Here is a 12,551-nt window from a genome sequence, read left to right as displayed (position 1 = left end):
CCCCGCTCAGGGCGTCGTCGGCAGGTTGATGGCGCGTGTGCGCGCCGGTCTGATCTTGAGCTTGTCCGCCGGGAGGGCTGCCGCGACGCCAACGATGTAGCCGGCTTCCAATGGCAGGCTGCGGAATGTCCAGCGCGCCGGATCGTCAGCGATTTCATCGGAGAAATGCACCGCTGGAGCAGAGCTTTCAAGATCAACCAGGATGCCGTTCATGGGCAGGGCAAGCCCCATGCCCCGCGCCTTCACATAGGCTTCCTTCAACGTCCACAGCGTGAAAAAGAAATCCCCCCGCGCCTGACCTTGCATGGTGTCGAACCGCTCGCGTTCCTGCCGCGAAAGCACCGTCGCTGCCAGTTCGTCGAGGCCGGCATCGCGATCCCGCGATTCGACATCGACCCCGATCTCTTCCACGGAAGCAATCGCGCACACCGCCATGCCATGGGTATGCGACAAGTTGAAATGAAGACCGCTGATTTGAAGGCTGCCGTCGATGGACGGACGCCCGTAGCGGTTCGTTTCAAACCGCCACTGGTCGGGCGCAACATCGCGGTAGCGCGACAAGGTGGTGCGGACGAGGCCCCGTGCGGCGAGATGCTGAAGCCGGGCGGACTCGGATCTGAAAGCATCGTGCCGTTCGCGTTCCGGCGGGCTCAGAAGCCGGAAGCACGCAGCCTGATCATCGTCCCCGAAGTCGGCCAGCGGCACATACCAGAGATCGATCTGGCCCGGCCGGGGGTCGCCTCCATTCATTGGCGGACCAGCCAGACACGCATCAAGGGCAAGGGGTTCGGCCAGCACCAAACGGCGCCGTTCTGGAGCAAAACCCTATGACGATCCAACAACAGAGGCATCCAATGCGAGTCTTCATGTTTCCCGGTCAGGGATCACAGTTTCCGGGAATGGGCAAGGATCTGTTCGGCCAGAGCCGCATGTACGGCCCGCTCGAAAGCCGGATCGACCGGATTGCCGGCTTCTCCATCCGGCAGATGTGCCTTGATGGCGATGAGGCGACGCTCAGCCGAACCGATGTCACGCAGCCATGCCTTTATATCGTCAATGCGCTGTATCATGAATATCAGGCGGCGAACGGCAAAGCGCCGGACTGGCTGGCCGGCCATAGTCTTGGAGAATACAACGCGCTGCAGGCGGCGGGCGCTTTCGATCTGCTCGACGGGTTGCGCATGGTGGTTCGGCGCGGGCAGATCATGGCGGCGCTGAGCCACGGCGCGATGGCGGCCATCATCGGTATGGCGCCGCACGCCATAGCCGGGGCGCTGGCCGGAGCCGGTCTCGACGACCTCGACATCGCCAATCTCAACACCCCGGATCAAACGGTGATCTCGGGTCCGGCCGGGAGCATCGAGAAGGCTGAAATGCCGCTAGTGGCCGCCGGTGCGCTGGCATTCGTGAAACTGCCGGTGGGCGCCGCCTTCCATTCTCGCGCCATGGAGCCGGCGGCGGCATCCTTCGACGCGTCCCTGGAGACAATCGTCTTCCATCCGCTCCGAAAGACTGTCATCTCAAACGTGACGGCCCGGCCTTACCCAAACGATGGCGATCCGGGAACGATCATCCGTTCGCTGCTGGTACGGCAGCTCAAGTCCATGGTGCTATGGGCGCCGACGATAGGCTACCTCAAGGCCGCTGGGGCCAACGAATTCATCGAAGTCGGTCCCGGCTCGGTTTTGGCCCGCATGGTCGCCAAGATTCCCGCACTCGACGACAACGGCATCGCCGCCTGATTGGAGGGCCGGGGCACCGTTCCTGAGCAACCTTGCAAGTATCCGCAAGAGACGCAGAAACCTCCGAGTCTCCCAGCCGTTTCGCGTTGCGGATACTATTATATTAGTGTAACTCTAAACGAATGAATGTTCCACGGTAGCCGGCATCGACAGAACAGGATGCTCCGGTGGACCTCGTCACTTCGAAGATCGGGAGGAGCCGTCTTCGAAGAAGCGGCGCGAGAGGATGACGTATGACACAAGCGTTTTCTGAAACCCTGGTCCATATTGCGCGGGACCGGGCGCAGCAACTCGACGGCAAGGTTGCCTACGCAAATCTCAAGGACGGCAAGGAAGAACAGAGGCAGATAAGCTACAGGCAACTGGATGAGGCCTGCCGGCGCATCGGCGCAGCCCTGCAAAAACGCGGCACCGCTGGCGAGCGCATCCTGCTGCTGTTTCCGCAAGGGGCCGAATTCGTCCTTGGCTTCTTCGGTACACTTTACGGCGGCGCGATTGCCGTGCCCGCTCATACGCCGAAACCCAACAAACGCAGCTGGTCGACGTTCGAGGCCATCGTGGCGGATTGCCAGCCCCGGTTTGTCCTCACCTGCCGCTCCATCCGCGACAACATCGTCGCATGGTCTGAACCCTATCCGACCGTCAGCTCGCTGGAACTCCTGTGCGTCGAAGACCTGGAAAGCGAATGTGCGTCTGCCGACTGGGACGAGTCGGCGCCGGTCAAGACCGAAATCGCATTCCTGCAATACACGTCCGGCTCGACCAGCACGCCGAAGGGCGTCATGGTCAGCCACGCCAATCTGATCCACAATGCCGGCCTGACGGCGCGGCATATGGGCCACGACGACAAAACCGTCATCGTCAGCTGGCTGCCTTTGTTCCACGACCTTGGCCTGATCGGCATCGTCGTCCAGACGCTGTATGTCGGCGCCACCTGCTACATGATGAGCCCGGCGGCATTCAGCGGAAACCCGGCGCTGTGGCTGCAGGCCATCAGCCGCTATCGCGCGACCTCATCGATGTCGTCCGATTTCGGCTACCGGCTTTGCGTCAAGTCGATACGGCCCGAGCAGCTTGAAGGCGTCGATCTCAGCAGCTGGCGCAATGCCCTCAATGCGGCCGAGCCTATCCATGCTTCGACGCTGACCGGCTTCAAGGAGCGTTTCGCCCCCTACGGCTTCGCCGAGGATGCCTTCTTCCCCGCCTACGGTCTGGCGGAGGCCACATTGCTCAGCACCACGTCGCGCGTCGGCGAAAAACCCGTCATCATGCGCGTCGACAAGGCCGCGCTGGCGCGCGGCGCGTTCGTCCCGGCCGAAGACACGGATGGCGACGCAGTCGAACTGGTCAGCTCCGGACGGCCGGCGCACGACATGGAGGTCGCCATCATAGACCCGGAGTCGCAAACGCGCTGCGCCGACGGCATGATCGGCGAGGTGTGGGTGCGCGGCGCCAGCATCGCACGCGGTTACTGGCAATCACCGGATGCAAGCCGGCAAACCTTCGGACGAAGCCCGGCAGATGCAGGGCAGCCGCATTTCCTGCGCACTGGCGATCTTGGTTTTCTCTGGAACCGTGAGCTTTACATCGCCGGGCGCTTGAAAGACCTGATCATTTCACGCGGCCGCAACATCTACCCGCAGGATATCGAGCTGACCGTCAAGGACAGTCATCCAGCCTTCCGCACCGTAAACGGGGCCGCCTTTTCGGTAGAGGACGACGAGGGCGAGTCGATCGTCGTCGTCCATGAGGTCGAGCGCACGGCGCGCAACACGACCGATTTCTCGGAGTTGGAGAAGGTCGTCCGCAATGCCGTTTGGCAGGAGCATGACATAAGCCTCGCGGCTGTCATTTTCATTGCGCCGGCTTCCCTGCCGAAGACCACCAGCGGCAAGGTGCAGCGGCGGCTGACGAAAGCTCTGTATCTGTCGGATGAATTGGCGGCGCTCAAGCCGCGCGGACAGGATGCTGGGACGGCTGCGCAGGCACCGGGCTCGACCGGCTTGCAGGCACAGGATTTGCAGGACCGCATCTTCGCGGCGGCCCGCAAGCTGGCCGCTACGGCCGCGCCGGTGCAGGCGACGGACAGCTTCGGCACGATCGGCATCGATTCTGTCCTGGCGGCGCAACTGGCGGTCTGCCTGAACGAGACGCTCGGTCTTTCACTCGAACCGGCGGTCTTCTGGCAATATTCCACGCCTGAACTGCTTGCCCGCCATCTGGCGCCGGAGCAGGCGGCCATGCCGTCGAAGCCGGCTGCCCAGAGCCGTTCGAGCGACGACCTGCTCCGCGCCCTGAAGGCCGCGCTTGGCGAGCAGACGCTCGAGAGGCAGGAGTAGGCGCTGTGGCCGAGATCGTGCCTTTCGCGAACGTCCGGCAAGGCTCGCCGGCGCATGGCAGGACCCTCGGTCCGGCCGAGGAGCATTGGCGCGATCCGATCGCCATCATCGGCATGAACGCACGGCTTCCGATGTCCGGCACGCTGGCGCAATACTGGGACAACCTTGCGGCTTGCCGCGACTGTGTCAGCCCAAGGCCTGCAGGCCGTGCAGGAGATGAGGCCGGCGTTGCCGAAGCCGGATTCCTCGACGCTATCGACGCCTTCGACGCAGCGTTTTTCGGTATTTCCGCTGACGAGGCGGCGATGATGGATCCCTTGCAGCGCCTGGCGCTGGAATCCGCATGGCACTGCATCGAGGACGCCGGCTATCGCGCAGCCGACGTAAAGCGGCTGGAGACGGGCGTCTTCTTCGCCACAGGAAAATCCGACTACGAGGAGCTCCTGTACCGCGACGATATCGAGCCCGGCGCCACTTTCGCAACCGGCGTCGCGACATCCGTCATTCCCAACCGCATCTCCTTTGCGCTGGGCCTGACTGGGCCGAGCCTGGCCATCGATTCGGCTTGCTCGGGCTCGCTGGCTGCGCTGCATGTGGCCGCCCAATCGATCCGCAACGGCGACTGCGCGGTTGCGCTCGTCGGAGCCGTGAACCTCATTCTCAGCCCCACCTTGTCACGGTCCCTGGACAAGGAGGGAGCACTCAGCCCCGACTGCCGAACCCGCAGCTTCGATGCCGCCGGTAACGGCTATGCGCGCGGCGAAGGCGCCGTTTCGCTGCTGCTGAAAAGACGCGCGCAGGCGGAAGCCGACGGCGATCATATCTATGGCCTGCTCACCGGCTCGGCGATCAGCCATGGCGGCCGCGCCAACTGGCTGACCGCGCCCAACACCATCGGCCAGGAACAACTTATCCTGACCGCGTGGCGTCGAGCCGGCGTCGAGCCACGCACGCTCGGCTATATCGAGGCGCATGGAACCGGCACCTCCATCGGCGACCCGATCGAGTTCAACGCCATCCGCGGGGCGTATACCAAGCTCGCCGGCAGCCAGGAGAACGACGCCGCGCCGCAGCGTTGCGCGATCGGCTCGGTGAAAGCCAATATCGGACATATCGAGGCGGCATCCGGCCTCGCCGGCGTCGTCAAGGTGCTGCTGGCGATGCGGCACGGACGCATTCCCGGCAATCCACATCTGCGAATGGTCAATCCGATGTGCAAGACGCAGGGAACGCCGTTTCACTTCGCCCAGGAGACCGGAAGCTGGGAACGTTTGCATGACGCGGACGGCAAGCCGCTGCCTTATCGGGCCGGCGTCAGTGCTTTCGGCTTCGGCGGCGCTTATGGCCATGTCGTGGTCGAGGAATATCCGCAGCCAGGGGTCCGTGGCGATGTCGGCGCCGATGCCGCGCCTGTGTTGCCGATCCTGCCGCTCTCGGCCAAAGATCCGGAGCGGCTGCGGCGCTATGCCGGACAGTTGTCGTCGTTCGTGCAGGAGATCGCCACCGGCAACGCCGGGCAAGGCTCCGGCACGGACGAAGCCGTGGCGCTGGAGGACCTTCTCTATACATTTCAGACGGGACGGGCATTCCTGCCCAGCCGCGTCGCCTTCATCGCCAGGGACTGGTCAAGCCTCCAGGTCGCTTTGGCGCGCTTCGCCGCCGGCCAGGCGCACCCCGCTGTCATAGCGGTGGACGGCGTGATCAGGCAGGACACGCCGGAAGACGAAATGGAAGCGCTCTCCCTGCGTTTTGCGCGGCAGTGGGTGGAAGGTGCGAAGGTCGATTTCGCCAACCTTTATGCGCCGGGGCAGAGGCGCCGGGTCGCGGCTCCCGGCTACCCCTTCGCACCGACGCGTTTCTGGTTCAGCGACCGCAAGACCGCGCCCGCGGGGCTGCAGGCGGATGGAATGTGAGCGCGGCGGCGCTCCCTCCGGGCAGCGCAGCGGCGAACAAGCGACGTTCGAGGCATGACGATGGATTATGACGTGACGAGTGCGACCAGACATCCCTACCGGCTTGCCGACATTCTGACGATTGCCGCTTCCATACTGGAAACGGACACGGCCGCCCTCGATCCGGACGAGGCGCTGGGGTATCTCGGTTTCGACTCGGCTTCACTGAAGCTTCTGGCGGCACGGCTGTCACAGCATTTCGCCACACCGGTCGATACGGTTCTCCTGTTCACCTATCCGACCCTGCGTTCACTGGCGGACTATCTGGCAGAGCAGGAAGCGCCGGCCAGCCAGCAGGAACCCGTTGCCGGCTTGCCCGTCACCGTGGCGAAGCACGACGGCACCGACACCAGACATGACATCGCCATTGTCGGTCTATCCTGCCGTTTGCCGGGCGCTGCCTCGAAAGAGCAGTTCTGGGCCAACCAGGCGGCGCGTCGGAATTGCATCCGGGAAGTGCCGAAACGGCGTTGGGACTGGCAGGCCCTGTTCGGCGATCCGTTGCGCGAGAATGGCCGCACGGACGTCAGATGGGGTGGCTTCATCGACGGTGAAGATCAGTTCGCGCCAGAGTTCTTCGGCATTTCGGTCTATGAGGCCGAGCAGATGGACCCGCAGCACCGGCTTTTCCTGAAGGCAGCGTGGGAAGCGATCTGGGACGCGGGATACGATCCGGCCCAATTCGCCGGCAAGCCGCTCGGCGTCTTCGCCGGAGTCCAGTTCCAGGATTACCAGAAGCTGCTGGATCAGGGCGGGGTGCTCAGCGCGCAAGCCTGCACCGGCAACGCCCATGCGATGCTGGCAAACCGCGTCTCGTTCCTGCTCGACGCGCATGGCCCGAGCGAGGCGATCGATACCGCCTGTTCGAGCAGCCTCGTGGCGATCCACAATGCCGTCAGGGCCATCCGCCAAGGCGAGTGCGATGTCGCGATCGCCGGCGGCGTGAACCTGCTCCTGACGCCGGATCTGTTCATCATGGGCCGCCAGCTCGGCGTGCTCTCGCCCACGGGCCAGTGCCGCACCTTCGATGCCGCCGCCGATGGATATGTGCGCGGTGAAGGCGTTGGCGCATTGCTGCTCAAGCCGCTCCGCAATGCCATGGAAGACCGCGACCACATCTACGGCGTCATCAAGGGCACCGCCGTCAATCACGGCGGCAAGGCGGCCTCGCTGACGGCGCCGAACAGCCGCGCCCACGCCGACCTGGTCATGCGCGCCCTGAAGGACGCCAGGATGACACCGAACGACATTTCCTATGTGGAAATGCACGGCACCGGCACGGAACTCGGCGATCCCATCGAGCTGGAAGGCGTGAAGACCGCATTCCGCAAGCTGCGGACCGAGGGCGGCTTGCCTTCGACGGCCTGTGCCATCGGCTCCGTGAAGACGAATATCGGTCATCTGGAACCCGCTGCCGGGGTCGCCGGTGTGACCAACGTCGTCATGGCGATGGCGAACCGCACGCTGCCCGGCCTTTCCAACTTCCGCAGCCTCAATCCTCATCTGCAACTGGAAGACGGCTTCTCCATTCAGTCCGAAACGGCGCCATGGCAAGCTCCGGCAAGCGGCAAGTCGCTGGCAGCCGTGGTGAATTCCTTCGGCTTCGGTGGCGCCAATGCCTGCGTGGTCGTGGCGGAACACACCGCGGCACACCGCGAGCCGGCAGCTGCGGAGCGGCTGTTCGTGCCGGTCGCGGCGTCGAACGCCGAGCTGATGAAAATCCACGCGGAAGAACTCGCCGATGCGGTCGGCCTGCTAGGAGGGCGCGGCGGCAATGAACTGCTCGCCGATGTCGCCTTCACGCTGCGAAGCCGCAATGAGTGCGGCGCGGTACGGGCGGCGGTCCTTGCTTCGTCGCTGGCGGAGTTGCAGCACGGGTTGCAGGTCATCGCCGCCGGCGGCGCGCTGCCGGACACCGTGGCGATGTCCGGCTTCGACCGTCCCGGGCAGGCGGACTGGCCAGAAAATGTCGTGCGCTGGCTCGGCGGCGGCGTTGCCGAGTGGCCTGAGATCGCCCGGGCAAGGCGCTGTCCGCTGCCCTTGTCACCGTGGCCGGACAGGACCTGCTGGTTCGAGCCGAGACTCGACGCCGACATGGCAACCGACGAGCCTGCGCAGATGATCTATCTGGAAAGGCACTGGCGGGCGCAAGAGGCGGGAACCGGACCGGGAACAGAGGGCAAGTGCGTCTGGATCATCGGCCGGAGCGACGCGCAGCTGGAAGTCTTCGAAGCTCTGCTGCGCGCCGCCTTGCCGGCAAGGACGACACTGGTCACCTCCCTGCTGGACGCGCCCGCGGAAGCGCGGCCCGAGCCCTCGCTGGAGGTCTGGAACCTGGCCGGCGACGAGCCGGACGCCGTCATCGTCCTGCCGCCTGAAGTCAGCGACGCAGCGGCGGTGGCGAACGGAGAGACACGCATCCTTTTCGGCCTTGCCAAGGAGTTGATGGAGCGTTCCTTCGGCCGGGATATCGACGTCTTCTATCTGGCCGGCTTCGATTTCGGCGTTTCGCCCGCCGCGGACGCCATGCCCGCGCTCGCCAAATCGGCGTTCCTCGAAAACGAGCGGTTAAAGGTTCACACGATCTTTTGCCGCAATTCCGAACCCGGCGATCTGGCCGAACTGGTGGCTGCCGAACTCTCCGCCGCGGATCCGCGGACGCCGCTCGTGCTCCGTTTCAATCCGGCGCGCGAAGTCCAGGGATTGCGGCTGGCTGACTTGCAGGCCGGCCCTGCCAGGCCTGACACATGGTTCCGCCCGGGCGGGGTCTATCTCATCGCCGGCGGCATGGGCGAACTTGGCTATCGGTTGCTCGAAAAGCTTGTCGCCCAGATCGATGCCACCTTTATTCTGTGCGGTCGTTCCCAATTGCAGGGTCTCATCGCCGAGCGTCTCGACTTGCTGCGAGGACAGGCGAGGACGTCCGACTCCATCCATTACGTTGCCTGCGACATCACCGATGGCGTCCAGACGCGCGCCATGGTCGACGCGATCCTTCTCGGCCAGGGACGGCTGAACGGCGTTGTCAACATGGTCACGGCCCATAACGATGCCTACCTCTTTCGCAAGGACTGGGCCGATTTCGCCACCGTCGCCGCCTCGAAGGTCGAGGGCACGATCAACCTCGATCTGGCAACAGCAAACGTAGACCTCGATTTCTTTGTCGCCTTCTCGTCGTTGGCGGCGCTGGGACTAGCCGGTGGCAGCGACTACGCCTATGGCTGCGCCTTCCAGAATGCTTTCGCGCAATGGCGCGAGCGAGCCGTTGCCGCCGGCGTCCGGCATGGGGCCAGCCGCGCCATCAGCTGGTCGCGCTGGAAGTGGGATAAATACGTCACCGAAACATTCGACAAATGGTTCGCATCGCTCGGCTACGCTTTTCTCGATATCGAGGAAGGTCTTGACGCCTGGCGCGCGATCATGGGTCGAGGCAGCGGCGAAATCTTCGCCACCCAAGGCTGGCAAGAGCAAATTCTCAAGCATCTCGATCTGGAAACGGGCCTTATGCTCGCTGGCGGCAAAGACGCTGAACCGACCGGACTGGAGGCCGTGAATTCCACCCATGCGAGTCTGGCGGGGGGTTCCATCGCAAAAGGCCCGCCGGACCGAACGCCGGTTTCAAATCCAATCTCCCACGCCGCCGAGGAACAAGCCGTCGTCTCCCCAGGCACCGGCGGCGGCGAGCATGTTCTGGAAGTCCGGTTGTCTGCGATCATCCGCGAATTGCTCAAGCTTGACGAAATCGATTCTCAAAGTCCGTTCCCAAGCCTCGGTCTCGATTCCGTCATGGCGATCAGGCTGATCGTGCTTGTGGAGCAGCGTATGCAGCTGCGCCTTTCGCCGAAGGAACTGCTGCAGTATCCTTCGGTGGCGCTGCTTGCCGCACACCTGCGTTCGCAGAATCCTGCCCAACTCGCATCCGGCCCGCCCAGCGCCGGGGACCTGGATGCTGTCGCCACCTATCTGACGTCGAGCCTGAAGAAGATGCTGCGGGCGGATGCGATTCCGACCGATGCAAAATTCACGAATCTCGGCGTCGATTCGATCATCGCCGTTAAGCTGGCGTCGGAGCTCGACAGGCGTTTCGAGGTCGGCATCTCGCCGCGCTGGTTCATCGATTTTCCGTCCGTTGACCGAATGTCGCGCGAGATCGAAAAACGCAGGTCGCCACGGCGATAGGTTCTCTATTGAACGCGTCCGTCGCCGCCTAGACGCCATCTGCCGGCTGGAACCGAAGCCAGAAGCGCCGCTGTCAGCCCGCGCGGCCGGCGAATCGATAGCAGCTGCTCGGGCGTGAACAAGGGAGATCGATGTAAAGCTCGCTCGCCCCAGAACGTGACGCTCACTTTCGCATTCTCAATGTTCAATACAAGCGAACGCCAGTGCCGCGTCCGCAGTGGAGTTGCGGCCCGCTGTTCCGACATCACGCCGGTGTCGCGCCCTGGTTACCCGTCCCTATGTGACCGTTGCGCTGGACATTGCACGCACCGCCCGGCAAAGAGGGCCGGCAGGTTCTCCCATCCGGCCGAACTGCAAAAAAGCTTCGCGAACAAAGACCGGCCGTGCCCATCCTGACCACTGCGCTTCTGATCCTGGCGGTCTTCGCCACCTCCACCCTGTCAGGCGTGTTTGGCATGGTCGGCGGCATGGTGCTGCTGTGGCTGCTGCTCCTGATGATGCCTGTCGCCACGGCCATCGCCATACAGGGCGTGATCCAGCTTGTCGCCAACGGTTCGCGCGCCTATTTCGCCCGCGCTTTCGTCGAATGGAAAATCGTCGGGTTCGCCATGGCGGGCCTGGGCTTCGCCGCCGCCGTGCTGGCGCTGGTCAGCTATACGCCGACGCTTGCCGTCGTGTCGATCGCGATCGGCCTGATGCCTATATTGGTCTGGCTGCCGATGCGATGGGCGCAGTTGGACGCCTCGCGCCCGGGCCACGCCATGCTTTGCGGCTTCATCTCCGGCGCCCTTAATATCGGCGTCGGGGTTTCCGGCCCGGTCATCGACATTTTCTTCGTGCGGACCGAACATGACCGCAGGCAGATCATCGCCACCAAGGCGACGATCCAGGTGCTGTCGCATCTGGCCAAGATCGTCTTCTATTCGCAGTCGCTGTGGCTGCTTTCGAAAGGCGAGACCGCGGCGGTGGCCATCGCCGCGCCGTTCTCGGTCCTCGGGTCGATCGTCGGCCACCGTATCCTGCTGCGCCTGACCAATCACGGCTTCCGCCAGGGATTGCGGTGGCTGGTGACAGGCGTCGGCGCGTTCTATTTCGTGCAGGGGCTTTACCTGCTCGCAAGCACGCCCTGACGCGGCAGATCCGAACGCTGCCCGTTAGCGTCGGACGACGAATTCGAACAGTTCCTCGCGCGGCTCGACGCCGATGCCCGCCCCGGTTGGCACCGTGTAGGCACCCGCCGCGCAGCCCATGTCGCCGTCGGTGTAACCGAGATTCCGGTCGAAGATCGAATGCTGGTACTCGTGATAGGGCACGTTGGGCAGGGTTGACGCCACCTGCAGGCTCGCAGCCATGAAAATGCCGACGCTGATCGAAGCGTGCGGAATGACATTCATGTGAAAGGCCTGCGCCATCCTGCCGATCTGGATGAATTCGGCGATGCCGGTGTGGCCCATTTCAGGCTGTACGATGCTCATCGCGCGCGCCTCGAAGCGAGGACGGTATTCGTAGACGGTGCGCAGTTCCTCACCCAGCGCCAACGGCACGCCGATGGTGCGGGCGACATGCGCCTGCCCTTCGAGGTTTTCGGGCTGACACGGGGCTTCGGCGAAATAAAGGTTGTAGGGTTCGAGACGCCGGATCAGCCGTACCGCTTCGGCAGCCTCGAACTTCCAGTGCAGATCGACCATCAGGTCGATGCCGGGGCCGACGGCTTCCCGCAGCGCCGCCATCTCCTCGACGATGCCTTCGTCCGATACGACAGCGGCGAACTTGATACCCTTGAAGCCCTTGCCGATCCATTCGACGGCAAGATCGCAGCGTTCCTTCAGCGTGGCGCGTGGCAGGCCGGAGACGTAGGCCGACAGCGTGTCGTGACGGCGGCCGCCGAGCAGGGTCGATACCGGCACGCCGAGGTTCTTTCCCGCCAGGTCCCAGAGCGCGATGTCGACGCCGGCCAGCGCGTCGAGATAGAAGCCGCCGAAAAAGCCGCGCACCCGCATCAGGTCGTAGAGGTCTTCATGGATGACCATGGCGTCGCCGGGATCGCGGCCGACGATGACGGGTCCAAGCACGTCGTCGATGATAGCCTTGGTCGCTTCCGGTGCGACGATGCCATAGCATTCGCCCCAGCCCGCTTTGCCGCTCTCGCCGGTGATCTTGACCAGCAAGGTCATGTCGGTGGAGGGGTAGATCGTGCGGTTGCCCTTGCGCACCAGATAGCCGCGCTCGTTGATCGCCTCGCCTTCTTTCAGCGGTCCGAGATAAGGCACGGCGCGCGGGATCGAGATGATGAAGGTCTCGACCTTGACGATGGCATCGACGATGTTTTTCGGCATGGA

The 12,551-nt window shown here is 64.0% G+C and carries 7 protein-coding genes; 5 read left to right on the top strand and 2 right to left on the bottom strand.

Annotated features, from left to right (window positions below; translation table 11 throughout):
• Positions 1 to 6: 6 nt before the first annotated feature.
• Positions 7 to 798, bottom strand: coding sequence for a 4'-phosphopantetheinyl transferase superfamily protein (locus ASD44_RS14745; RefSeq protein WP_244478840.1), 792 nt, complete (start codon positions 796 to 798; stop codon positions 7 to 9).
• Between the two features lie 56 nt (positions 799 to 854).
• Between ASD44_RS14745 and fabD the strand changes: the two genes are divergently transcribed.
• The 5 genes from fabD (at position 855) to ASD44_RS14720 (ending at position 11,342) form a co-directional block, all read left to right on the top strand.
• Entirely contained in the window at positions 855 to 1,742 is an 888-nt protein-coding gene (fabD, locus tag ASD44_RS14740) for an ACP S-malonyltransferase (protein WP_162246426.1), read from the top strand.
• Positions 1,743 to 1,975: 233 nt separating this feature from the next.
• Entirely contained in the window at positions 1,976 to 4,081 is a 2,106-nt protein-coding gene (locus tag ASD44_RS14735) for an AMP-binding protein (RefSeq protein WP_056113461.1), read from the top strand.
• A 5-nt stretch (positions 4,082 to 4,086) separates the two neighbouring features.
• A complete protein-coding gene (locus tag ASD44_RS14730) occupies positions 4,087 to 5,994 on the top strand; it encodes a polyketide synthase (protein ID WP_056113458.1) in 1,908 nt (635 codons plus the stop codon).
• 72 nt (positions 5,995 to 6,066) lie between these two features.
• Positions 6,067 to 10,212, top strand: a complete 4,146-nt coding sequence (locus ASD44_RS14725) for a beta-ketoacyl synthase N-terminal-like domain-containing protein (RefSeq protein ID WP_162246425.1) — start codon at positions 6,067 to 6,069, stop codon at positions 10,210 to 10,212.
• Between the two features lie 383 nt (positions 10,213 to 10,595).
• Positions 10,596 to 11,342 (top strand): sulfite exporter TauE/SafE family protein, encoded by a 747-nt coding sequence (locus ASD44_RS14720; RefSeq protein WP_056113455.1) that lies wholly within the window; start codon positions 10,596 to 10,598, stop codon positions 11,340 to 11,342.
• 24 nt (positions 11,343 to 11,366) lie between these two features.
• Here the strand turns inward: ASD44_RS14720 and ASD44_RS14715 are convergent, their stop codons facing one another.
• Complete coding sequence (locus ASD44_RS14715; protein ID WP_082542488.1) at positions 11,367 to 12,548, bottom strand: mandelate racemase/muconate lactonizing enzyme family protein; 1,182 nt, start codon at positions 12,546 to 12,548, stop codon at positions 11,367 to 11,369.
• Between the last annotated feature and the right edge of the window lie 3 nt (positions 12,549 to 12,551).

Source organism: Mesorhizobium sp. Root554, assembly GCF_001427025.1.
In the GTDB taxonomy this organism is placed as follows: domain Bacteria; phylum Pseudomonadota; class Alphaproteobacteria; order Rhizobiales; family Rhizobiaceae; genus Mesorhizobium.
Note: the sequence above shows the minus strand (reverse complement) of the source record. Positions and strands in the feature narration are given on the sequence as shown.

Bases quoted from the DNA above. Each gene is read 5' to 3' on its own strand.
- ASD44_RS14735 (WP_056113461.1), top strand. From the start codon at position 1,976: ATGACACAAGCGTTTTCTGAAACCCTGGTCCATATTGCGCGGGACCGG.
- fabD (WP_162246426.1), top strand. From the start codon at position 855: ATGCGAGTCTTCATGTTTCCCGGTCAGGGATCACAGTTTCCGGGAATG.
- ASD44_RS14715 (WP_082542488.1), bottom strand. From the start codon at position 12,548: ATGCCGAAAAACATCGTCGATGCCATCGTCAAGGTCGAGACCTTCATC.